The sequence below is a fragment of the Pedobacter terrae genome (assembly GCF_900100705.1).
Classification (GTDB): domain Bacteria; phylum Bacteroidota; class Bacteroidia; order Sphingobacteriales; family Sphingobacteriaceae; genus Pedobacter; species Pedobacter terrae.
This window is the reverse complement of record NZ_FNCH01000004.1, coordinates 11,923-35,667: the sequence shown is the minus strand read 5'-3', so window position 1 is coordinate 35,667 and position 23,745 is coordinate 11,923. Positions and strand designations below refer to the sequence as shown.

The window sequence follows — 23,745 nt, the reverse complement described above, 5'->3', positions numbered from 1 at the left end:
CTACGCAAACACCGAAAGGTTTGTTAAGGTGTGTTAAAAGCTTGGTAACATTTTAAATACAGCCTGAAAGGGGAGATCATCAGATCGAAAGGAAGGCCGACCAGAAAGGAATTATTTTTGTGGTGAAGGATAACTTTTGTAGTACACTTTTGGGCAGTTACAGTCTTTTTTAAAAATACTGCATCCGCTTAGTGCTACTGCTGCAATTACACAGATGATGCTAATTTTCGTTTTCATTGAAATTTAATTTATGAAGCAATACATAACTAAAAACAGCCATTGATGCGCCTAACATATCGCAGGCAAAATCCCACCATTCTGCAGACCGGTAGGTGAAAACTTTCCATTGCAGTAACTCTATTCCACCACCGATGATGGCATTGATGAATAAAATCTTAAAAATGGTTAATTTTTGAATAGCGTAGTGATGCTGATATTTAATCTTGCCAGAAAAGAGTAGAACTGATAAGACAAAGAAAAAGCCCATATGGGTCATTTTATCAAAGCCCTCGAAAAAAAAGCCACTTTTCCCAACAGAATCGGAAATGTGCATATTACAAAACACCAAAACAACAACCGTCCAAAGAATGGCCCATTTTTGCTGTTTTAGTGTTTTGTACAAAATATCAGGATTAAGCACCTACCAGTTCCTGGTAAGCTTCTGCTGTTAATAAACCATCAACTTCAGCCGCATCAGCTAAAGATACTTTAACCATCCAGCCTTGTCCGTAAGGATCAGAGTTAACCAATTCCGGGTTATCATTTAATTCAGCATTAACTTCCAATACGGTTCCGGTAACTGGCATATATAAATCAGATACAGTTTTAACCGCTTCTACAGTACCGAAAACTTCTTCTTTAGCCACTTCGCTACCTACAGTGTTAATATCAACATACACGATATCACCTAGTTCGCGTTGTGCAAAATCGGTTACGCCGATAAAAGCTTCGTTACCTTCAACTCTAACCCACTCGTGGTCTTTAGTGTACTTTAATTCTGATGGAAAATTCATTATTTTATATGTTTTGAAAATAAGTTATTGATCAAATTCCGTTTGACAAATGTTTATTACGGTTTGTGCCTCAAAAATACAATTTAGTTTATCCATTCGCAATGGCTGAAAAATTAACTTATCAGAAAAATCGAATGTTGTCAATCGGTCTAACGGGGGATAATTAAATTTAAAGATTTTATCTATATTGAATTACGAATTAACCCTCAATATGAAATCTTCAAGTATTTATACGTTAAAAGTATGTCCAGCGACCCTGGTTGTTTCTGTTCCGGTAACAATGGTAACCGGATTCGGCTATATCGGATTGATCATGCTAATTAAGCCACAAAATTATAATTTCAGTTTTAACCTACCCTTTACCCACGTATTTATCTTTATAGCAATAATTGCTGTGGTGATTACGATAAAGCACTACTTCGAAGAAAAACAGAACGATAAGAGACTTATCAATAACAGGCCAATAACATATTCAACTGTGCTCTTTCTGCTGTCTCTGCTCATCAGCGGAATGATGCATTTCAACAGTTTTGATTATCTATTGTTCAGCTATGCCCCTATGTTTTTTACTGCATATCTATTTAGCAGAATATTCTCCGCACAAAAACTTTAATTGCTTAATTCAACGTAAACCTTAAACTGAAGCCAAAATTACTGAAAGAAGTATTAAAGGTTTGCGAGGTATAAGGTTTTGTAATGTTTGAATCGTAAAATAATTTAATGTTGAATTTCTGATTTAACACATAATCTACACTTGGCCTTAAGGTAATATTCTTGGCTCCTGAAGATACTTCTGCTTCGGTAATATCAGCACGATAGATAACCGTTTTATTATCACGGATGGCCACATCCAATTTAAAATCCATGTTGTTATCCATTTTCAGGCTTTTAAACCATCCAAACGGGAAACGGAATTTATTGGTGCGGTAGCCCAGGCCCAACACCATATTGTTTTCTGATAATTGCGCCAACTGACTGTTTGATAAGCTAAGACCCAACAAACGCGACCGGTTTAATTCGAAAGAAGCGGTGAGGTTATTTTTAAACCTGGTATCGACACCAACCAACGGAGAAAAATATTCAGAAATGGTGACCTGGGCAAACTGATATTCTGGTAAAAAATTGTTATTTACATCTCTACTGCTAACGGCACCATTGGTTTCCTGATAACGCAATAAAGAGTTAAAGCCATTGATATTATAAGCCGAGCGATAGCCATGACGGATATCAACAGATGAAAATTTATCGGCAATAAAAGGAATACGTGTTAAGCCGCTATAAGTTAAACTCCAGTTTGGAAGTGGTATTTTAGGAAAGGCATTCATTTTGGTTTTGCCAGCATCTTTACCTGAATACGCAGCCATAAAAGCAGAGATAATTACATCCTGGCTCTCTTTGCTATACCCATCAGCATAGCCTCCACTAATGCCGCCCGAATTTGGATTTTCTGCACCCAGTCTTCTGGAAATAATCATCCTGTTGGCCATGAACTGATTAAATAAGCCTGAGATAATTGTAGAATTACTTTCTTTAAATGCTGTGCCCAGCGCGATGTATGATACGCTGTAATCGCCCGTGGTAATTGCACTCAGATTCTCAAACGACGATACACTGGCTACGTACCTAAAATTGGTACTGAAATTTCTCGTTTGTGCTTTATTCGCTTTTAGCGTAATCCGCAGATCTTTAAAAGGCTCTAACAAACCCGTAAACTGAAAATCTTCACGCAATGTATTTACATATAACTGGTTCTGTAAGGTATCGTTTGTTAACCAGCCATTGCCAAGTGCCATCTCGCGGATATCGCGCTGACTACCAAAAACAAAACCTAAACCCGGTGCACCAGTGGCCCTATCAAGGCCAAAAAACTGTGTTGTTGGCATATAACCCGGTAGAAAAATACCTTTTGTTTGTACAAAGCTGGCATTAACATTTTTTAAACTGGTTAAGATATTAATAAAAAAGTTCTTCGCTTTGCTCCCATCATCATTGCCGGCACTCCTGATGAAGCCAAATTTGTTGTACAGCGTGGTGAGGTTTAGTGTTGGGTTCACCTGAACGGTCCGGCTATTCTGTACGGTGTTACCCAAATTTATATTCGGATCGAGCAAGGTAGAAAGCGGCTCAGTCTGCCAGTTAAAATTGGTACCATAGCGGGTTTTAACGGTCACCCAGTTTAGCCCTGGTATCTTATCAATCGGTAAATTATAGGTAACGTTTAAATTATGGTTATAATCGGTTGTACGCCCTAAGCGTTTTAGGTTTTGCCAAACGGTGTCGCGTTTTATACCGTCAATTCGGCCATCAGGTTCATCAATAATAGAATAATTTGTGGCATTAAAATCCAACTGTAACGAACGGGTAAGGTTCCAGGCAATACCATAAACACGGCTCATGGTAAAGTTTTTGTTAAAGGTGGTACCGTAACCATTCTGGTAAATCCCGATGGTATTATTCGGATCGTTGTTACGTAAGGTATTTTCCGAATACAAACGGTCTACATCTATCCTGAAATTAATGGCACTTGGAAAAATACTAAAGTTAAAGTCCTTTAACAAAGTCAGCATGTTCGATTTTATAATCTTTTGAAAAGGTGCTATTGTTTTGGCTTCTCTGGCATAATTGTATTGTAGCGAAGCTCTATAGGTATTCTGAATACTGTTTTGATTAATAAAATCGCGATGATTATATTGGGTATAAGCATAACTTGCTGCAAAATTTTCGATATCCCAAAGTCGGGCAGGTTTACTGGTATTGATCCGATCTTTCCTAACGTTGGTAAAATTGATGCCCCTTCTAATCGTATAATCCTGTGCAAAATTTAAAATCGAATCTTTTTGTTCTTTAGTAGATTGTGATAAAGCATTTTTGAGTTCGATATCTGGTGTCCTTGGATTGTATTGTGGTGTAGAAACCTGTTTAGAGTAACTCACAAACATCGGGATTTTTACCCCCGATTTTTGTGGCAGAAACTTACCCAACTCCATCGCTGAAGAAACATCAAGCAATACATTATCTGCACGGTTCCGCTCACTTACTTTCGAATCGATAGATCCAAAACCAATTGTAGATTTACTTCCTGAAATATTTACATCAGCAAAATCGGCCAATTTTAAGTTTAATCTTCCAGTTGCCGCCCAACCACCTCTTTCATCAAATTCAGTTAATCTTAGCTCGTTAAACCAAACCAGTGCATTTTTATCAAGGCCATCATCATTTTGTTCATTATTGGCGGCACGAAGCGGATTTTTAACACCCACCATATATACCCTAACCTTGCTCATATCAGGTTGCCCTTTAACTACAATTATTCTATTTCCGTCGGTATAGGTAAATGGCACATTTGTAGGCCATGGCTGTCCGTTAGCTTGCTTGGCTACGTTACGGGCCAGCTTTGCATTCTGGAAAAGCGTTAAGTTAATATCCATTCTATTGGCTTCTGGCCAAATGGCATCGGCATCTCTTGTACCTGGATTGGTCACCTTTAACGGAATTACATATTCATAATAATTATCCTGGTTATCGGTTCCGATCCGTAAGAATGCTGCAACATCGTTATCGTTTAAAATCTGATTATTAACCGCTTCAGCATGAATAAACATTTCCAGATGTTTGTAAGATCTGAAATCGCTGTAGGCTGTTTTAAATGCCGCTCTGCCGTAGCCATCTCTTAATGATTTTACGGTAACCGATAACGATTGCTCATTTAAACGTGTATCGCCACGATAGTTACTATAGTCGCGCTCGCGAAGAATACCTGGCGGCGTTACATATGGAATTGGCGAACGTTTTCCATTTTCTTCGATGTTTACCGTTGAAACTTCAATAGTAGAATTATCTGGCGTAAGTGCTGGTAAAGATGGATCTACAATTACCTGCGAAGCCTGGTTAGCAGCATTGAACTCCCTCCATTCCCCACGGATCAATTGCAACTTCGCAAAACGCATTACGGCAGTATCAGCAAAATTGGTCATAAACATCCTAAAGAAACGGATAGATTTAAAATCCTGGATACCACCTACCCGATCTTGATATTGACTGATCGGGATTCTGAATTGATACCATGAAACGGCCTGCGTATTTCCATTGGCCAGTTTTACCTGCGAGGTTACTTTATCGGTAATAAAATTCTGTCCAACATTTAAATCCCCCGGGCGCATTGAAACTTTATATTGAAAATACTCATCACTTTGCGTCATGTTATTATCGCGGTTGATGTCTTCCCCATCTGGTAGTGAAGTAGAAGCAGAATTTTCAAGTCCCAATTCTTCTTGCGACTGCTGCGAAGTTTTAGAGTTTCCTTCCGTTCCGTTATACTTTTCGTAACGTTTAAGAATACCTGCATTAATCTGATCTAGCGTCGGTCCTCTGAAATAAGTATAGTTATCTGATGATGGATCGGCATCAAGAGCCGTTGAAGCTGTTGCATTCAGTTGCGATTTAATCTGAGTAATTGCCGCCGCAAATTTGATCTTTTCATCAGCATCAGATAACCCGTCCAAACCTACATCCTGTGCCCTACGCGAATTGGGATTATTATCGAAAGCCTGCACAACCGGTTGTAATTTCGGCACCCGCCCCCACGCCGTTTCATCATATTTGCCCGGATCGTTTGTATCTGGCAAACCATTTTCTAATGATTTTCTACCGTCTTTAAGGATATCTTCCGAAATATTCCCCAGGTTAAAATAGACATCACCACCAGCCGAATTTGGCTTATAAATAAATGGATCCATTACCCAAAATTCAATAAAGCCAACATTTAAGGCTTCAAAATCATTGGTTTCTATTTTACGCTGAAAACCACCCCAATTGTTTCTGGGCTGCAATAAACTTCCATCTGGCCTAAAATCAGTTGTACGGAAATTGTAAGGCCCCCTAACGGTTGGATAATAAGCTACATCCAAAGTGGTAATGTTTAAAGCCTGTCCGGTTGCCGTTTCCTTGAATGGAAAAACCTCCTGCTCAATTACCTCTCTTACATAATGATTGGAAAGTTCTGTACGGTTTCCTCTGATATTGGCGGGTGTAGTAGAAGCTGCCGAATTATAAAAAGTTGGATCGATGTTGTAAAAAGCAATTCTTGCGCGGTTATAACCGTATGATAAGTCGTTAGATTTATTAAATTCCGGGAAAAGCTGTGGTGTACCAGATAGCTGCCAGGCAATCGCACTCTTTAAATCAATTACCGATCTGGAGGCCTCAAAATCATCTAAATAACTTACTCCGTTTTTACTGCCTGCAAAATTCAACGCTCTTGGGTGACCAGGAATAAGTTGCGCGAATTCACCATAAAATGTTACACTTGATGGTGCTTTGGTTGAAATGAAAGGAAGTTTATCAACCAGTTTGGTTAAAAACCGTGAGGGTGAACTATAGTTAATATCTGCTCCCCAGATGGTATTGGAAATGGGTTCTTCACCGATGTTTACCTTTTGGGTTAAAGGTTTTTCGGTCAGGTTCATGATTGTACCCCCAAGATTTAGTTTATTGTTTACACGATAATCTAAACGGGTTCCGAAAAGTGACCGCTGTTGCAGACCAAAGGTTTCGCTATTTTCTGTGGTAATTCTAATCGGTTGACCAGATACCAAAAGTGCCTGGTTGATAATGCTCACCCGCCCGCCCTGGTAATCGACGGTGAAATCAACACCTTCGGTCAAGGGCATCGTTCCTGCAAAAACCTTTACCGATCCTTCCGGAACATTAATGGCATTTAAACTGAACTCAGAAGAAATATCAGACTGGTAATTTACCTTAATCGTATACCTGTTTTGGTTTTGAAACAGTTGCCTCGCAATGGTTTGTGTTGAATCGTAAAGCGCGGTAAACGTATATTTATTGATTAATGCCTGTTCGCTTGGCAAAAACTTTGCAGCCAAATCTTTACCAAAGGGTTCGATCACAGGAAAAATAATCCTCCCATTTGCCGGATCGATGGTGATGTAACCCGAATTGGTATTGGTAACCAATGAGGTCTGCCCATTGCTGCCTGTACCGAACATACTGGCCTGGTTGGCATTGCTTGCCGTAGAATAAGATCCAAAAGCATTGTTGGCAGCCACGAAATCGAAAACCCCATCGGGTCTCCGCTCATTTTGCTGATTGAGGCGATCGAATTCGGTTAAGGCAATCCACTGCTTGTTAGCGGTGTTCTGACCTTCGGTCATTACCGGATTATCCACACCCGTTTCATTATCAATGCGGTAAATATCCAGTTTAAAATTCTGACTGCTGATCTGGTACCCGCCGATAGAATAAATATTTTTCATCATCAGATCCCATGTGGGCAACTGGATCTTAGTCGTTTCGTTCTTTAATAATTTGGCATAAAGCATTTTAGGATTAGCCGCATCAAAAGAAATATCGGTAGAAAACTCACCAACCTGATACTCCACTCCATTATAGGTATAGCGGTAGGCAACGGCTAACACCTCATCGGCATTTAACGGGTTGTTTAATGATAAATAACCCAGTTGTGGCTGAAAGGTAAATTCGCGTTCTGTTAACTTTCTGGCATAAACCAATTTGGCAAAATTGTCTGTATTGCTGGTATTGGCGGGTGTTGTTTGGAAGAAAGAAAGAACTGCATTAGAATTGGTTTGTCTGATGGCACCGCCCTGATAAGCATTTAACTGCGAGATCAGGTTGTTTGATTGTTGCGGGAAACCAGTAGCGGTGGTTCCAGCCGGCAGACCAGAAGTCCCCCCGGTAATTAAATTATTATTGAAGGGAACATTTTCGCCCAAATCCATCAAACCCAGTACATCTCTGGAGTCGGTTGTATTTCCAGCTTTATTGGTAATCCAAACTTCAATTTTGGTAATCTGGATGGGAGAAGTAATAATGGGCGCGTTAGCCAGGTTTCTATTATAATTATTTCTGAAATATTGCGACAGGAAATAGTGTTTATTGGCTTCGTAGTTATCAATACTTAACGTAGTGGTATTTTGCTGTGCGCCATTTGTAATTTTGATCTCTCTGGATTGCGATTTTTGTTGTGTATAAACACTTGTTACGTTTAAACGTCCGAATTTGAGCTGCGTTTTTATACCAAAAAGCGCCTGTGTTCCGGTAATTAATGAAGTATTTAAGGGTAAACTTACGTTACCCGCTTCTATTTTTTGAATAATATCATCTACGCCTCCAGTATAATCCAATTTAATCTGATTTTCAAAATCAAACTGTGCTTCGGTATTGTAATTACTTTTAATTTTTAGCTTGGTACCAATATTTCCAACCAGATCCATCTGGATCCTTTGGTTAAAATCGAAATTGGTTTGTACCCTTTGCCTTTCGTTAAAAAGCGGATTTTCATTTTTATTTATCCTGCCTAAAAAAGTAAGCTCGGCTTCTCCACGGGGCTGGATATCAATCGTTGTACCACCAAAAAGTTTTTCAAAAGCTTTACTATTTACCTGGATTTTTGGAATAATGCCCGTACTTCTGTAATCGCTCACTTCTGCATTGGAAATGCTACGCCAGTTACCCCTTTTTATTTCGCTGTTTACCAGGCGCTGATACTCATCAATAGTTAAATATTGGGTATTTAAAACAAAATTTTCGCCTATCAGTTCCTTAACTATATAACGTTTATTTTTCGCGTCGTATTCTACAACACGTTTTAAATTACTTGGAGATGGATAAAATGGATTAACTGCAGGACTAAGTCCTAATTGTTCTTTTTCGCGTAAGCTGAAATTATTTTTCGGCTTAATGGTATCCGTTTTGCTTGGAACAACTTGAGAATAAGTAGTTTGAGAAGCAATTAAAAAGAGAAGGATGAGAAACAGAAATGTAGATATTCTCTTCAAAGGCGTTAATCTATAAAGTTTTCAAAGCTTGTTTAATTAGTTGCTCTACCGAAAGGCTTCCTTCTGTTACTTTTAATATCTGATCGATAGTTTTTTCGGCGGTTTGTTTGGCGAATCCGAGCATTACCAGTGCTGATAACGCTTCATCTTTAACAGTATTGTGCTGAGGCATAGAAATTAATGAATCTACCCCTTCTTTTTTTAATTTATCTTGTAGCTCTAAAACCAGGCGTTGTGCGGTTTTTGCGCCTAAGCCTTTAATTCGCTGTATAAGTGGCAAATCTGCCTTAACAATTGCAGTTTGAATCTCAACGGGAGTAATGGAAGATAATATCATTCGCCCCGTGTTCGGGCCAATACCCGATACCGAAATTAAATGTAAAAATAAACGGCGTTCGCCCTCATCAGCGAAGCCGTATAAAGTGTGTGCATCTTCTTTTACATGCAGCCAGGTATATAATTTACATCTTTCTGCATCGCCCAAAGCGCTGTAGGTGTTTAATGATATGTTTATATGATAGCCTATACCTCCGGCTTCAACCACAACATAAGCCGGGTTTTTAAAAGTCAATCTACCATCAATATAGGCGTACATGTAATATTACTTTTTAGTTGTTTTCCCAAATATACCTTTTCGTTTCGATGTTGCAATTTCTTCTTTTGCCTGCACATCTACAACAGCTATGGTAACCATATTAACGATTTCGCGTACAGAACTGCCTAATTGAACAATATGAACAGGTTTATTCAGTCCCAACAGGATCGGACCTACGGCTTCGGCACCGCCGAGCTCTTGTAACAATTTGTATGCAATGTTCCCTGACTCCAGATTTGGGAACACTAAAGTGTTGGCCGGGGCGTCTGCCAACGTACTAAATGGAAAATTATCCTGCAACAGTTCGTTGTTAATGGCAAAGTTTCCCTGCATTTCGCCATCCACTACAATTTCCGGATGATTTTGATGAAGAAGCCTCACGGTTTCCCTTACTTTGTTTGGTGTTATCCCATCATTAGAACCAAAGTTTGAATATGATAATAAAGCAATGCGCGGTTTAATGTTAAACTGTTTAACAGATTTATCGATCAACAAGGTGATATCTACCAGTTCTTCTGCAGTTGGTTCTACGTTTACAGTAGTATCGCCAAAGAAAACAGGACCTTTTTTGGTCATCATCATATACATACCTGCAACGCGTTTAACACCTGGCTCTACACCGATTACCTGAAGCGCAGGTTTAATGGTAGCGCCATAATTTTTGGTCAAACCCGAAATCATGGCATCAGCCTCACCAAATTCAACCATCGAAGCACCGTAATAGTTACGGTCTCTCAATAGTTTTGTCGCATCGCGCATGGAAGAAACCCCCTTGCGCTGGCGTTTTTTGAAAAGTGCGTCTGCATATTGTTGTGTTTTTTCAGGATTCTGCATCTGATCGATGATCTCTACCCCTCCAAGCTCCAACGCATGCTCATCAATAATGGCTTGTATTTTCTCTCGATTGCCCAACAGGATAGGAATGGCAATATTCTCATCTTTTACAATCTGGGCAGCTTTTAAAATTTTATAATTATCAGCCTCTGCAAACACCACCCGTTTAGGATCCATTTTCGCTTTGGTGGTTACCGCTCTCATGATGGCATCATCCAAACCTAAACGTTTCCTTAATTCTTCGTTATAGGCATCCCAATCGGTAATGATTTTTCGGGCCACACCACTTTCTATTGCGGCTTTTGCTACAGCAGTTGATACTTCGGTAATTAACCTAAAATCAACAGGTTTTGGAATGATATAATCCCGCCCGAATTTTAAGTTACGCGCATTATAAGCCAGGTTAACTGCTTCCGGAACAGATTTTTTAGCCAGTTCGGCAATGGCCTTAACTGCAGCTATTTTCATGGCTTCATTAATACTGGTTGCCCGAACATCAAGCGCTCCGCGAAAAATATAAGGAAAACCCAGTACGTTGTTCACCTGGTTCGGATAATCAGACCGGCCGGTAGCCATGATCAGATCTTTACGGGTTTTTATTGCGAGTTCATAGGCAATTTCCGGATTTGGATTCGCCATTGCGAAAACAATCGGATTTTTGGCCATCCCCACTAACATGTCCGGAGAAATGACATTTGCTGCCGAAAGTCCGATAAATACATCAGCCCCTTTCATGGCTTCTCCAATATTAGAAATACCTGTTCTGGTGGTGGCAAAACTCATGCGGATATCGTCCAGATCGGTACGGTGTATATCAATTAAACCATTGATATCAAACATGACCAAATTCTCTTTTTTAACACCCAAACTCAGGTACATTTTAGAGCAGGAAACTGCTGCAGCACCCGCGCCGCTTACCACAACCTGAATTTTATCTATTTTCTTTTTCTGGATTTCACAGGCATTTAATAATGCTGCCCCAGAAATAATGGCTGTTCCATGCTGATCATCGTGCATTACCGGGATGTTCATCTCCTGTTTTAAACGGCGCTCGATCTCGAAACATTCAGGAGCCTTAATATCCTCAAGATTAATCCCTCCGAAAGTAGGCTCTAAAGCTTTAACGATTTTCACAAAATCATCTACATTTTCAGTATCCAGCTCCAAATCGAAAACATCAATGTCGGAGAATATTTTAAATAAAAGGCCTTTACCTTCCATTACCGGTTTACCTGCTTCGGGGCCAATATTGCCCAGGCCTAAAACGGCTGTTCCGTTACTGATTACGGCAACTAAATTACCTTTAGCGGTATATTTATAAACATCCTCTTTATTGTTTGCTATTTTCAAACAAGGCTCAGCAACTCCTGGAGAGTATGCCAGGGTTAAATCCCTTTGTGATGTTGTAGGTTTAGTAGGTACTACTTGTATCTTTCCCGGACGGCCTTGCGAGTGGTAATCCAACGCATCTTGCTTTCTATTCGTATTACTCATTAAGTAACTTATTAGTGACGGCGCAAAGGTACAATTCTTTTTATGAGGCTTAAAATAAAAAGCTGTTCATAAATTAAACCAGATGCGAAACTAATCTACCGGTAAAACGAAATAGATTAAACCAAATATTAAGATGCAATTTTCAGAAATACCTGATCGATAAGTAAATACCTTGGACCGGTTTGAAGTTTTATCCCTTGCTAATTTTCAATATCATACCAACCTGCAAACCTGCTTTTGATAAACGGTTGTCCCTTCTGATACTTTGGACAGTTGCCCCATCAAATTTTTCTGCAATTTCTGATAAGGTATCGCCTGTTTTCACTTTGTAACTTAAAAACGATGATGGTGCTTTTAACGGTGTACGGTTTTTGGCATAAATCTTTAATCTTTGTCCAGGCACAAGAGTTTTGCTTTTTAAACCGTTCCAAACCCGTAAATCCTGTACTTCTACACCGTATTTGTCGGCAACCATTGTTAAACTTTGTCCTGAGGTAACTTTATGATAAACCACGGCCGATGTAGCTATCACTTTGTTCTTTTGCTTGCTTAAATCCCTTACATCGTCCGTACTGGCAGCCACCACTTTCATGTCAACATCGATATCGTGGTTATTCAGCACGTCGTAAATACCTGCATAATCAATATCCCTTAATTTAGGCATTACAATACGCTTGGGATCCTCATCCGTGCCGTTAACAATCTTTTTCTTGTACGATGGGTTTAAGGCCAATATGGCTTGTTCTTCAATATTAAGCGCTTTGGCCAGGGTAGCTAAGGATACAAAACGGGTAGTTTGCACCGTGTCGGTTTTCAAAAACATGCTCGAAGCCTGTGCCGTAATCTGGTGTTTGTGGGAATAATTCATTACATAAACCGCAGCGATAAAGGCAGGCACATAATTTCTGGTCTCCTTAGGTAAAAACTGCCTGATTACCCAAAAATCCCTCGATCCCGCTTTATCAATAGCCCGGTTCACATTACCCTTTCCACAGTTGTAAGCGGCAATGGCTAACAGCCAGTCGCCAAGTTCTTCAAAAGCATCTCTAAAATAAGCTGCAGCAGCATAACTGGCCTGAATTGGATCTTTGCGTTCATCTACAAAGTTATCCATCTTTAAACCATAGGCCTTGCCCGTACCGAACATAAACTGCCAGATGCCTGTTGCCCCTACTCTTGAAATCGCATGCGGATTCATCTGCGATTCTACAATAGTAAGGTATTTTATTTCCTGCGGAATGTTATAGTCTTTTAAAGCCTTATCAAAAATCGGGAAGTAATAGCTTGATAAACCGATCATTTTACCAAACATATCCTTACGCTTGGCATAAATATCGATATACTGCTGAACGTATTCGTTGTAGGGAAGCGGTACCGTTTTCGCAATAGAATCTAACCTGAGTTTGTAGATAAAGTTTTGCCCCATGGTTAATGGGTTTTCAGAAACAACCGGTACAGCTACAGTATCGGTATTGATAAAGATGTTGTTATGAATCTTCGGAAGACTATCCAGTTTGAGTGTTTGTTGCGCAGACGAGGAAGAAACGTATCCTAAACAAGCACAAATTGAAGCAAAAAGTAATTTTTTAATCATGGGCTATTGGTTCAAACTTTCATTAACCGTGTTTGTGTCCTCACAAACCTTTATACAGATTCCTTTTTCTTTCCATATCAAGGAAAGTTAAGAACCTGCGAACCTTCCAGACGACGCCTGGAAAAACAGTTAATAAAATGCCATTGCCATACTTACTATAATGCCTTTTGCATTAAATTGCTTCGTAACCCGCAATGACGATAAAACTATGATAAAAATGCCTGAGAAAAAGCCAAAAGCTTATCTTCCTCAAAATGTTTGGCTGTAAATTGTATACTTAACGGCAAACCCGCAGCATTATTGCCTATTGGCAAAGCAATTGCCGGATTTCCGCTTAAAGATGGTAATACGGTAAAAATATCAGCCATGTACATCACCAGTGCATCTTGTAGATGATCACCTATTTTAAAAGCTGCTGTTGGTGCCACAGGAGAAAGAATTAAATCAAACTCCTGAAACAAAGCATCCATTTTTTCTCTGATCAACCGACGCACCTGCTGTGCCTTTTGATAATAAGCATCGTAATATCCTGCACTTAAAACAAAAGTACCTAAAAGGATGCGTCGTTTTACTTCTTCGCCAAAACCTTCGGCGCGGGATAATTTATAAAGTTCATTCAGGGATTTTGCTTCCACGTTACGGTGTCCGTAATGCACACCATCATAACGCGAAAGATTTGAAGAAGCTTCGGCTGTTGTTAAAATATAATAGGCGGGAACCAGATAATCCAGCAGATCAAAAGAAACATACTCTACAGTATGCCCATCAGCTTTCAGCTGCTCAATTGATTTTAATATAGCAGATTTAATTTCGGGATCAAGCGCCTCGCTTTCTATCGTTTCCTTTAATACCGCTATCTTATGTTTTTTCTGTTCATTCAACAGAACAGGATAATCAGGTACTGTAAGAGCAGAAACTGTTGAATCGTAATCATCTGCACCAGCTAAAACCTGTAAAAGCAAAGCTGCATCTTCTACTGAAGAGGTAATAGGGCCAACCTGGTCGAAAGAGGAAGCATAAGCGATAACACCATACCTCGAAATACGCCCGTATGTAGGCTTAAGTCCAATCTGACCGCAAAATGCAGCAGGTTGTCTTACCGATCCACCGGTATCGGTACCTAAGGCAGATAAACACATATCGGCCTGCACTGCTACAGCCGAGCCTCCTGAAGAACCGCCCGGAACAAGCTCAGGATTTGCTGCATTTCTAGCAGGCCCAAAATATGAGGTTTCATTAGAACCGCCCATAGCAAATTCATCACAGTTTAAACGGCCGATAATAACGGCATCTTCCTGTAATAAACGTTGCACAACTGTTGAAGAATATGGAGATACGAATCCATCAAGCATTTTTGATGATGCCGTAACAATATGGCCTTCATAACAGATATTATCTTTAATACCGATTACCATCCCTGCAAGTTTACCTGCAGTACCATTTTCTATTTTTTGCTGTACCGCTTTCGCCTGAACTTCGGCCGATAAAAAAAACACCTCATTGAATGCATTGAGGTGTTCATTATTTTCAATTTGCTTAAAATAATAAGCCAATAAATCGGGTAAAGTTAATTGCTTTTGCGAAATGAGTGTTTGAATCTCTTTCAGAGAGCTGTATTTCTTCAAAACTAAAATTATTGCAATTAAACGGTTTTATCACGGTTAGATGGATCTACCTGATCGCCATCAACCCCATCTTTACCATCTTTAAATTCTTTAACACCTTTACCTAAACCCCTCATCAGTTCAGGAATTTTTTTACCACCAAATAATAACAATACCACTACCGCAATAATGATAATTTCTGGTGTTCCAAGCATTGCTGCTATTGTTGTATTTAACATGATTTTTTTGTTTAAGCTTTTTCTTTGTCAGTTACAATTTTTTCATCCGTAGGCTTTGCCAGATCGATATGTGGCACACCTGGCTCAACCTTTTCATCAACAGGTAATTCTTCTGTTGGGTGATGACGTTCACTATGGGTATTTACAGCTGTTTCTTCCGCTTCTTCTTTATCTAAGTCCATAGCATTAATATTTCTGTGAATTTCACGCTTTACACCATCAGAGGCATCTTTAAACTCCCTGATCCCTTTCCCCAGTCCTCTTGCCAGTTCAGGTAATTTTTTACCACCGAACAATAACAGAACTACCACTAAAATGAGTACGATCTCCGATCCACCCATGTTTAAAAACTCTAATAACGTGCCTTGATACATCACTAATATAATTTATACAAATATAGACATTTTAAAAACTATTCTTTTACCTACTAATCCAGGCTTCAGGATTTAAAGCGGCCTGCCCTCTTCTAATCTGAAACTTTAAAACCGCATCATCACCAGTATTGGCAACAACTCCGATGGTTTGTTTGGTATCAACAGAATTACCAACACTTACACTAACCGATTTTAAATTCTGGTATACCGTAAAGTATTCACCATGGTTGATCAGTACTACCGTTCTACCCATCACTACCTGTACTGCTGCAACTTTACCTGCAAATACTGCTCTGACCGCTGCACCATCTGTTGTTGTAATATCTACACCATCGTTGGTATAACTTGCCTGGTCTAACTTATGCAGGCCAAACCTTTCGGTTATTGTTCCTGTTGACACCGGCCAAGGTAACCTTCCTCTGTTATTTTCAAAGCCTGCCGACAGTCTTGCCGTCTCTGGAGTTGCCGTTAGCAATTCTCCGGTCGATTTGGCTTTGGCCGTTGGTGTAGCAGGAGTTGCCGGTGCAGGTTTATTTTCGGCCTTAGCTTTAGCGGCAGCAATTCTTGCTTCTTCTGCTGCTTTCCTTCTTGCCTCTTCTTCCGCCTTTCTTCTTGCCTCTTCAATGGCACGTTGAATGGCTGCCCTAATGGCCCTGTCTATCTGCGCCTGTTGTTTTTTGCGGCTGTTAATATCCTGCCTAAACTGTTTTTCGTCTTTGCTCAGCTTATTTAACTCAACAGATTGTTTACTCTTATCTTTACTTAAACGCTCACGCTCTCTTTCCTGTTCTTTCAGGAGGTCGCTTTTTTCTCTAAGTGTTTTATCCAACACTTTAATCTTTCCGTTCAGGTCTTGCTGCGTATTTTCTATATAGCCAGCCTGTTTTTTACGGTACTGACTAAACTGCTGTAAATATTTAATCCGTTTGTAAGCTTGATTAAAATCCTTTGCTGCAAAAATGAACATCATTTTGTCGTACGAGTTTCTATTCCGTTGTGCAAAGCGGATCATTCCTGCATATTCTTTTTTAAGATCACCTAACTGACCTTGTAATGTATGTACGGTATTTGTGTTCTGAGAGATTTGGTTATCCAGATTTTTTATTTCAGAGTTAATGGTGCCAATTTTATCCTGGCGCAACCTAATCTGGGCATTTATGGTATTAATCTGCTGTATGGTAAGCTTTTTACCATTAGCAGTTTTATTCAAATTCTTTTGAAGCTGTTCGATTTCACGTTGTATAGCTTCTTTTTTCCTTCTGAGCTGGCTTTCAGTTTGTGCAACCGCAGAAAGCGTTAACAAACTTAAAAAAAAGATAAATAGGAGTTTTTGTAGCTTCATTAAGCCAAAAGTATAAAATTTTTACAGTAAAAAGCATTAAAATTGAGATAGTAAAGTCATTATTACTTATTACAGAATGCTCTTCACTTAATCTTCATATAATGCAGAGATTGCCAAATAGCCTGGTGCAAAGCAGCAGATCTGTTTGGCAATAGAATGAAATAGTAACTGTAATGAAGTTATTTTACAACTGTAAACCTCTTCGGTACATTAAACGGAAAATCTACCGGAACATTGCCATCAATTTTCACAAATTGAAGATCGATATTTATGGTTTTCGCTTTAGATAGCGTTTTGATTTTTAAGGCACTAGGAAATAAAGATTCGTTTAGTTTTTGATAGTCAGTATAGGTAACTTTTAAAGCCTGACCGTTTTTAGCATCATTTAAATTCGTTTCAGATACTTTAAAAAGTGTATTAAAAAGCAGTCTGTAGTCTAAAGCTGATTTGCTTCCGGAAACTACCCAAACACCATTTTCCTGTTTAACATCTGATTCTGCAGTTAAAAACTCTCCCATGGCATTGCCCGTTAAAATAGCCTGTAGGGTACTAAAATTAACCTGTTTGTTGGTAAAATTATAAATATAACTGAACGGTTTTTTAAGGTATTCGCTTTTCATCCGGTTCATGATCTTGATGCTATCTGGCGTAATTAAAGCCCTGGCCACCTCTGCCATTCCACCTAATGCGGTAATACTTACCCAAATGGTCTCCTTGTCTTTCATTTTGAAATTCATGGTTACATCATTTGCATCGCCGGCAATATCCAAAGTTGCTTTTGCTTTAAGCGAAAGCGTATTAAATTTAAGTTGTTTGCTATTTAATAAGGTTAAGGCTTCTGCTTTAGAGTTATCTGTTTTGGTTTCCGTTTTGGTTGGCGGAGCCACTACAATTTCTTTTTTAGGCTTACATGCCGAAACAAAAATTACTGCGCCCAACAGGAATACACTATTTAAAATATTTCTTTTCATTGATCTTTTTAATTAATACTTCTGATCCGTTTCCGGTCTCTTTTGCCTTTTGCCATTGCATTAATGCAGCATCTTTTTCACCTTTCAAAAAAAGAATATCTCCATATCGCTCCAAGTAAACACCATTCTTATTGCTATTGTTTTGTAAAGCTTTTTCAATCCATGTTTTCGCCAGATCGTATTTCTGCTGTTTAAACAGAATAAAGGCATAAGTATCCGCAACTGAGGGATTATTTGGCATGGCAAGGGCTGCAGTTTCCGCATATTTAGCTGCCTTTGTTAAGTCGTCATTTCTTAATGCCAAATAGTAGGCATAGTTATTCATGATGAGGTAATTATCAGGCTCCAGCACGATGGCTTTTTCGAAAGCTGTTTTTGCCTGGCCAAAATTATTTTGGCTGATGTAGACATCGCCCTGAAGTGCATAAACCTGTGCTTGCAGGCTTTTATTATCCACATCTAACTGTAAAGATGTTTTTAAGTTGTTTTGGGCAGACTCATATTTACCGGTTTTAAACAAGGCATAAGCCATATAATAATATAAACTGGCCTGATTGGGATAAATAGTTAAAGCCTCATCGCCAACTTTTATGGCTTCATCATAGTGCCCAAGCAATGTTTGAATGTTAATCACCTGTTCCCAAACGATGTAAACCTGTTCATTAAGTTTCAATGCCGCCTGATATTGGATCAATGCTTCTTTTAAGTTATTCTGCTGATAAAGCACATCGCCATAAAGCGCTAATGCTTTTGCTTCAGTTGGGTTTTTCTCTGCAACTAACTTACTTAGTCCGGTTACATTTTTAGCAACAACAGGCTGGTTCATTTTCGGAAAAAGTGCGGCAATAATCTTCACCTTTTCTACAAGTGGCATTTCATTGCTTTGAAAAGCCAGTTTTAAGGACGAAAATGCGGCCTCATCATTTTTCTGACTGCGGTAAATATCGGCCAAAGCTAAGTTCACCTCAAAATTATCTGGCTCCAGCTGCTGTGCTTTGGTCAACACTTTTAATGCTTCCTGATCATTTCCCTTCTGCAAAAGCAAACCTGCAGCATATAAATAGTTCTTTACATCGGCCTGGTTGCCTTCCAATAATTTTACAATATCACTTTCAGTAGTAGCACTGCCGTTAGCTTGCAGTCTCTTTCTGGCGTTTACCAGATCCCTTGAATCGCCAAATTTACCTTGAATTTCAACGTAGGTTTTCTTAGCCGCATCTGGCTGGTTAGCCAAAAACTGCGCGTTGGCCTTATCAAAATAATAGGCATCGTTTTCAGGATCAAGACGAATCAACTGATTAAATACCCCGATCAACTCAGGCATTTTATTGCTGCGTTTATATACCTCGCCGAGTAAACGCCAGTACCATAAATTGCCAGCATTTATTTTAATGGCCTGCTTAATGTGTTGTTCAGCTTCCAAAAGTTTATCTAAACGTAGGTCTGCATTGGCCAGTTCGAAGTAAGCAGCATGGTTATTAGGATCTAACCCAATAATTTTATTGAAATTGGTAGCGGCTACTACATAATTTTCAGACATTTTCTCGCGCAGACCAGCAAAAAATAATTGCTTTACCATATTGCTATCGCGATTGGTACCTGGCGTAACTGTTCCCTGCCCCAAAGCCTGAAAGCTAAAGAAAACAGTTCCGATAAGAAAATGCATTTTATACATCATAACATCCAAAAATTAACTCCGAACTCGAAACTGAACTCGAAACTATTTCCCCGTATGTCCGTAACCACCTTCGCCGCGCGCTGTTTCACCCAGTTCTGTAACTGGCTGCCAGTTCACCGTTTCATGCTTGGCCACTACCATTTGGGCAATTCTGTCGCCATTAACAATTTTAAAATCTGTATCTGATAAATTTACCAATAAAACTTTTATTTCGCCACGGTAATCGGCATCTATGGTACCTGGTGAATTTACAATGCTGATGCCGTGTTTATAGGCCAGGCCACTTCTTGGTCTGATCTGTGCTTCGTAGCCAATAGGCAGTTCAATAAACAGGCCTGTAGGTACCAAAAGGCGCTGTAAAGGTTTAAGTACTATTTCTGCTGTGATCGCTGCCCTTAAATCCATTCCTGCAGCATGAGCAGTTTCGTATTGAGGAAGCGGATGTGCTGATGTATTGATGATTTTTATTTCCATTTTACGAGATGTGGGATTGGAGATATGAGATTTTAGATTCAGGAGGTGAGATCAGAAAAAATTGCCAATCTTAATCATTTACCTTTTAAGTATTTTCATTAAATCTCCCTTTTCGAAATAAGCAATACCTACAACAAAGGCAATTAACATGGCATTACCAATGTAAATGTTTTTATTAAATACAAAAAATGAAGAGAATACAATAATAGTTGAAATTATTAAATACGAAAAAATCTTTTTAAGGTTATAAGGTATAGGATAATATTTTTGTCCGAGAACATAAGATAAAACCATCATTACAAAATAAGCCAACATACTTACCCATGCAGACCCCATATAGCTAAATCGCGGAATTAAAATCACATTGAGCACAATTGTAATTACCGCTCCGGCTACAGAAATATAGAGTCCGAATCGAGTTTGATCAGATAAGCGATACCAGATAGATAGATTCATGTAAATACCCAGGCACACATAACCCAATAACAAATAAGGAACTGCCGGTAAACCTACCCAATATTCTTGTTTACGGATAAAAAATTTCAGTAGCTCAATATTGGCAATAATGGCAATAAAAAGAACTGATAGGGCGATTACGAAATATTTCAAAATTGTAGCATAAGTATCTCTCGCATTTTTCTCTTTTGCATGGCTGAAGAAAAACGGTTCGGCGCCGAGCCTGAAAGCTGTTATAAAAATACTTAAGAAAATCGCTATTTTACACACAGCACCATAAATTCCAACCTCTCCATCGGCAATTTCAGGTGGCAATAGTTTTTGAAGTACTATTTTATCCAGGTTCTCGTTCACAATAAATGACAGGTTCGCTACTAAAATTGGCCAGCTGTAAGAAAACATGTTGCTAAAAAGTTTACTATCGAAACGCAGTTGCAATTTCATAAATTCGGGCAGCAAATAAATGAGTGTAACAATAGACGCAATAAGGTTAGCTACAAAAACATAACCGATCCATTGATGCTTGTACCATGAAGCAAACCATTCCGCACCAATCCAATTGTGTTTTATGTTGGCAGGAATTAGGTATATGAATACAAGGTTAAAACCAACAAAACAACCGATATTTAAAAACTTGGCAATACTATATTTAAAGGGCTGACCATCAGCTCTCAATTTCGCAAAAGGAATTACACAAATAGCATCTATAAAAAGTATCCACAGAAAGAAACTGACATACTGTTTATAATCTGCAATATCCGAGACCCTGGTTGCCAAATAACCTGCAATAGAAGAGGAGAAAATTAAACCTGTAATTAAGAAAAGTAATGAAATAAAAGCAATGCAAAGAAATGAATTGTTATATACCTGTTGCTTTTTATCTTCAAACTTATTCAAATACCTAAAGTAGGTACTTTCCATACCAAAGGCCAAAACCGCATTAATTAATGATGCATTGGCATACATATTTGTGAAAATGCCATAAACACCTTTTTGGTAAACACCGGTGTAAATGGGCGTAAGGATAAAATTGAACAACCTGGAGAAAACGGTACTAATACCATAAACCATGGTCTGCCCAAGAAACTTTTTATATACAGACATCAATATTGAGATTTGAGTATTGCGTATTGAGATCAGCTCCTTGACAGAGCCATAAAGCAATCCAACAATTCAGCAATTTATTTTCTTAAGACTTCAAAATTACGATAGTTTTTTACTTCACCATCGCTTACCGATACATTTTCGACACGAGAACGGTCAGGCCCTTCATGGCACCAGTTTACAAATTCTTCCAAAAAGATCTCTTCGCCTTCTGCTTCGATATAAACCGATCCATCTTTTTCGTTCTTTACAAAACCGTTTACCATCATCTGGTTGGCAATAATTTTAGTAGTTTCTCTAAAACCAACGCCCTGCACTTTACCGGTTACTGTTATATTGAGGTGTTTCATTTATTATTGTAAAGTTGAAATGTATAAATGCAAAGGTAAACGAATTATCACAATTCTTTAGTACCTGGTAATGTGGGTACCAAACTGACTATAGATAGGGCAAGTTGAATTCCACTATAAACAGAATTATAATTAGACTGGTTATCATTAACACTAATTTTTCGGGAATAGATTAACATTTAGGTAATTTGAATTATAAAACGGAGACGATAATGAGTGTACATATAGGATTGATGATCTGGAAGGAAATGAAGACCAAAGAGATTCCCATTTCCATATTTGCAGAAAAAATGGCCATCAGCAAAACCAAAGCGCAGGAAATCATTAACAGTGCTACCTTAGATGTTTCTTTACTGGCCACTGTGAGTGAGGTACTGGGCTATAATTTTTTTAGTTATTACGAAAAGGGCAAGCTGTTTTCCGAACTCAATAAAAAAGAAACACAGGCATCAGCTGAAGAAATTAAAAGACTAAAAAGCCTGCTCAGTGAGAAAAACAAAACGATCGAACTGAAAGATAAAATGATCCAAAACCTCTCACATACCGTTTCTTTGCTCGAAAAAGTCCAATATCGGTAATTTGGAAGGTAATAACGTTTCACTCCGATTTCTTAAAATAAATCTCTCTTGCCAATACATATTCAATCTAACTACCCAATTCGTTTTGTATCTGCGCAAGCTGGGTTAATTTGCTTTTAAACTCCTTCCATATTTCTTCCAGAATAGCCCCCGCAGGTTTGATTTCTCTAAGCATTGCCGAAACCTGACCGATTTCGAGTTCACCGTTTGCTGTGTCGCCTTCAAACATCCCCAGTTTTGCTCTGGCATGGCCCAAAAGTTCTGAAAGCTCATTACGACTTGCTCCTTCAGCTTCAGCATTGGCAACAGCATCGGCAAATTCGTTTTTCAATAACCTTACCGGAACCAGTTTTTTCATCGCCAGTTTAGTGTCGCCTTCAGTAGCAGCAATAATTTTATGTTTAAATGCTTCGTGAGCAGATGATTCTTCGGCTAACGCAAAAGCCGAACCGATTTGGACCGCATCGGCACCTAAGGCAAATGCAGCCAGCATGGCTTTTCCGCTCCCAATACCCCCAGCCGCGATTACCGGAATTTTAACCTTCTCTTTAATCATCGGGATTAAACACATGGTAGTGGTTTCTTCTCTCCCATTATGCCCTCCCGCCTCAAAACCTTCGGCAACAATCGCATCAACACCGGCTTCCTGCGCTTTTATGGCAAATTTTGTATTCGCAATAACATGAACGACTGTAACACCCCTTTCTTTTAAAAAACTGGTCCAGGTTGCTGGATTACCGGCAGAAGAAAATACAATTTTCACCTGCTCTTCAATTACAACATCTATAATTTGCTGAATATCAGGATAAAGCAATGGAATATTAACACCAAAGGGCTGATGAGTAGCTAATTTGCATTTTTGAATATGCGATCTTAACACTTCAGGGTACATCGAACCTGCTCCAATAATGCCCAGGCCTCCCGCATTCGAAACCGCTGAAGCTAGTTTCCAGCCGCTACACCAAACCATTCCAGCCTGGATAATAGGGTATTTAATATTAAATAGTTTACAGATGGGGTTCATAAGGAAATTTACTTTATAAATGATAGGCGAATAATGAGTATCAAGTTATTCTGAAAGATCTAAATTAAGAAAATAGTGGCCTTTGCCTAAACTTCTCTTTTCAAGAATCCCCATCCGTTGGCTAATTTAAAATTAACCTTAAAAAACTAAATTTTTAAGGTTAAAAGCTAAAATCGAATTAAAAAGATTGAAACCGATACGTTGTAC

At 38.9% G+C, this 23,745-nt stretch carries 19 protein-coding genes; 2 read left to right on the top strand and 17 right to left on the bottom strand.

Annotated elements, in window-relative coordinates:
• Positions 1-111 precede the first annotated feature (111 nt).
• The 3 genes from BLR60_RS25305 to gcvH are packed head-to-tail and all read right to left on the bottom strand — an operon-like array spanning position 112 to position 1,013.
• The gene (locus BLR60_RS25305; RefSeq protein WP_262502263.1) at positions 112-237 is read right to left on the bottom strand and encodes a hypothetical protein; all 126 of its coding nucleotides are present in this window, start codon (positions 235-237) and stop codon (positions 112-114) included.
• Complete coding sequence (locus BLR60_RS06655; protein WP_090498531.1) at positions 221-622, bottom strand: VanZ family protein; 402 nt, start codon at positions 620-622, stop codon at positions 221-223. Before BLR60_RS06655 ends, BLR60_RS25305 begins: the two co-directional genes overlap by 17 nt.
• Positions 623-632: 10 nt before the next feature.
• Positions 633-1,013 (bottom strand): glycine cleavage system protein GcvH, encoded by a 381-nt coding sequence (gene gcvH, locus BLR60_RS06650; protein ID WP_090498082.1) that lies wholly within the window; start codon positions 1,011-1,013, stop codon positions 633-635.
• A gap of 211 nt (positions 1,014-1,224) precedes the next feature.
• Between gcvH and BLR60_RS06645 the strand changes: the two genes are divergently transcribed.
• On the top strand, positions 1,225-1,626 hold the full coding sequence (locus BLR60_RS06645) for a hypothetical protein (protein WP_090498080.1): 402 nt from the start codon (positions 1,225-1,227) through the stop codon (positions 1,624-1,626).
• A 4-nt stretch (positions 1,627-1,630) separates the two neighbouring features.
• Here BLR60_RS06645 and sov read toward each other — a convergent pair whose 3' ends face one another.
• From sov to BLR60_RS06580, 13 genes are all read right to left on the bottom strand, one after another.
• Positions 1,631-8,827 carry a T9SS outer membrane translocon Sov/SprA gene (gene sov, locus BLR60_RS06640; RefSeq protein WP_090498079.1) on the bottom strand — a complete coding sequence of 2,399 codons (7,197 nt, stop codon included), beginning with the start codon at positions 8,825-8,827 and terminating at the stop codon, positions 1,631-1,633.
• Positions 8,828-8,837: 10 nt separating this feature from the next.
• Positions 8,838-9,422 (bottom strand): Holliday junction branch migration protein RuvA, encoded by a 585-nt coding sequence (gene ruvA / locus BLR60_RS06635; RefSeq protein WP_090498077.1) that lies wholly within the window; start codon positions 9,420-9,422, stop codon positions 8,838-8,840.
• 6 nt (positions 9,423-9,428) lie between these two features.
• Positions 9,429-11,750, bottom strand: coding sequence for an NADP-dependent malic enzyme (locus tag BLR60_RS06630; RefSeq protein ID WP_090498075.1), 2,322 nt, complete (start codon positions 11,748-11,750; stop codon positions 9,429-9,431).
• A 190-nt stretch (positions 11,751-11,940) separates the two neighbouring features.
• Positions 11,941-13,344, bottom strand: coding sequence for a lytic transglycosylase domain-containing protein (locus BLR60_RS06625; protein ID WP_090498073.1), 1,404 nt, complete (start codon positions 13,342-13,344; stop codon positions 11,941-11,943).
• Between the two features lie 206 nt (positions 13,345-13,550).
• On the bottom strand, positions 13,551-14,969 hold the full coding sequence (gatA, locus tag BLR60_RS06620; protein ID WP_090498071.1) for an Asp-tRNA(Asn)/Glu-tRNA(Gln) amidotransferase subunit GatA: 1,419 nt from the start codon (positions 14,967-14,969) through the stop codon (positions 13,551-13,553).
• A 17-nt stretch (positions 14,970-14,986) separates the two neighbouring features.
• Entirely contained in the window at positions 14,987-15,187 is a 201-nt protein-coding gene (locus tag BLR60_RS06615; protein ID WP_029986031.1) for a Sec-independent protein translocase subunit TatA/TatB, read from the bottom strand.
• Between the two features lie 11 nt (positions 15,188-15,198).
• On the bottom strand, positions 15,199-15,561 hold the full coding sequence (locus tag BLR60_RS06610; RefSeq protein WP_090498069.1) for a Sec-independent protein translocase subunit TatA/TatB: 363 nt from the start codon (positions 15,559-15,561) through the stop codon (positions 15,199-15,201).
• Positions 15,562-15,607: 46 nt separating this feature from the next.
• Complete coding sequence (locus BLR60_RS06605) at positions 15,608-16,903, bottom strand: murein hydrolase activator EnvC family protein (protein WP_090498067.1); 1,296 nt, start codon at positions 16,901-16,903, stop codon at positions 15,608-15,610.
• 179 nt (positions 16,904-17,082) lie between these two features.
• The gene (locus BLR60_RS06600; RefSeq protein ID WP_090498065.1) at positions 17,083-17,874 is read right to left on the bottom strand and encodes a lipoprotein insertase outer membrane protein LolB1; all 792 of its coding nucleotides are present in this window, start codon (positions 17,872-17,874) and stop codon (positions 17,083-17,085) included.
• On the bottom strand, positions 17,852-19,552 hold the full coding sequence (locus tag BLR60_RS06595) for a tetratricopeptide repeat protein (RefSeq protein WP_090498063.1): 1,701 nt from the start codon (positions 19,550-19,552) through the stop codon (positions 17,852-17,854). Before BLR60_RS06595 ends, BLR60_RS06600 begins: the two co-directional genes overlap by 23 nt.
• Positions 19,553-19,594: 42 nt before the next feature.
• The gene (dut, locus tag BLR60_RS06590) at positions 19,595-20,026 is read right to left on the bottom strand and encodes a dUTP diphosphatase (RefSeq protein WP_090498061.1); all 432 of its coding nucleotides are present in this window, start codon (positions 20,024-20,026) and stop codon (positions 19,595-19,597) included.
• A gap of 78 nt (positions 20,027-20,104) precedes the next feature.
• A complete protein-coding gene (locus BLR60_RS06585; RefSeq protein ID WP_090498060.1) occupies positions 20,105-21,586 on the bottom strand; it encodes a lipopolysaccharide biosynthesis protein in 1,482 nt (493 codons plus the stop codon).
• Between the two features lie 77 nt (positions 21,587-21,663).
• The gene (locus BLR60_RS06580; RefSeq protein WP_090498058.1) at positions 21,664-21,936 is read right to left on the bottom strand and encodes an acylphosphatase; all 273 of its coding nucleotides are present in this window, start codon (positions 21,934-21,936) and stop codon (positions 21,664-21,666) included.
• 212 nt (positions 21,937-22,148) lie between these two features.
• On the opposite strand from BLR60_RS06580, the gene BLR60_RS06575 reads away from it, so the two are divergent.
• Entirely contained in the window at positions 22,149-22,514 is a 366-nt protein-coding gene (locus BLR60_RS06575) for a hypothetical protein (protein WP_090498056.1), read from the top strand.
• 67 nt (positions 22,515-22,581) lie between these two features.
• Here BLR60_RS06575 and BLR60_RS06570 read toward each other — a convergent pair whose 3' ends face one another.
• Positions 22,582-23,538, bottom strand: a complete 957-nt coding sequence (locus BLR60_RS06570) for an NAD(P)H-dependent flavin oxidoreductase (protein WP_090498053.1) — start codon at positions 23,536-23,538, stop codon at positions 22,582-22,584.
• Between the last annotated feature and the right edge of the window lie 207 nt (positions 23,539-23,745).

Excerpts from the sequence above, each read along its gene's own strand:
- BLR60_RS25305 (WP_262502263.1), bottom strand. The coding sequence starts at position 237 with ATGAAAACGAAAATTAGCATCATCTGTGTAATTGCAGCAGTAGCACTA.
- gcvH (WP_090498082.1), bottom strand. The coding sequence starts at position 1,013 with ATGAATTTTCCATCAGAATTAAAGTACACTAAAGACCACGAGTGGGTT.
- BLR60_RS06600 (WP_090498065.1), bottom strand. The coding sequence starts at position 17,874 with ATGAAAAGAAATATTTTAAATAGTGTATTCCTGTTGGGCGCAGTAATT.
- BLR60_RS06625 (WP_090498073.1), bottom strand. The coding sequence starts at position 13,344 with ATGATTAAAAAATTACTTTTTGCTTCAATTTGTGCTTGTTTAGGATAC.
- BLR60_RS06630 (WP_090498075.1), bottom strand. The coding sequence starts at position 11,750 with ATGAGTAATACGAATAGAAAGCAAGATGCGTTGGATTACCACTCGCAA.
- BLR60_RS06610 (WP_090498069.1), bottom strand. The coding sequence starts at position 15,561 with ATGTATCAAGGCACGTTATTAGAGTTTTTAAACATGGGTGGATCGGAG.
- BLR60_RS06580 (WP_090498058.1), bottom strand. The coding sequence starts at position 21,936 with ATGAAACACCTCAATATAACAGTAACCGGTAAAGTGCAGGGCGTTGGT.
- BLR60_RS06605 (WP_090498067.1), bottom strand. The coding sequence starts at position 16,903 with ATGAAGCTACAAAAACTCCTATTTATCTTTTTTTTAAGTTTGTTAACG.
- BLR60_RS06570 (WP_090498053.1), bottom strand. The coding sequence starts at position 23,538 with ATGAACCCCATCTGTAAACTATTTAATATTAAATACCCTATTATCCAG.
- ruvA (WP_090498077.1), bottom strand. The coding sequence starts at position 9,422 with ATGTACGCCTATATTGATGGTAGATTGACTTTTAAAAACCCGGCTTAT.
- BLR60_RS06585 (WP_090498060.1), bottom strand. The coding sequence starts at position 21,586 with ATGTCTGTATATAAAAAGTTTCTTGGGCAGACCATGGTTTATGGTATT.
- BLR60_RS06615 (WP_029986031.1), bottom strand. The coding sequence starts at position 15,187 with ATGTTAAATACAACAATAGCAGCAATGCTTGGAACACCAGAAATTATC.
- BLR60_RS06645 (WP_090498080.1), top strand. The coding sequence starts at position 1,225 with ATGAAATCTTCAAGTATTTATACGTTAAAAGTATGTCCAGCGACCCTG.
- BLR60_RS06595 (WP_090498063.1), bottom strand. The coding sequence starts at position 19,552 with ATGATGTATAAAATGCATTTTCTTATCGGAACTGTTTTCTTTAGCTTT.
- dut (WP_090498061.1), bottom strand. The coding sequence starts at position 20,026 with ATGGAAATAAAAATCATCAATACATCAGCACATCCGCTTCCTCAATAC.
- BLR60_RS06575 (WP_090498056.1), top strand. The coding sequence starts at position 22,149 with ATGAGTGTACATATAGGATTGATGATCTGGAAGGAAATGAAGACCAAA.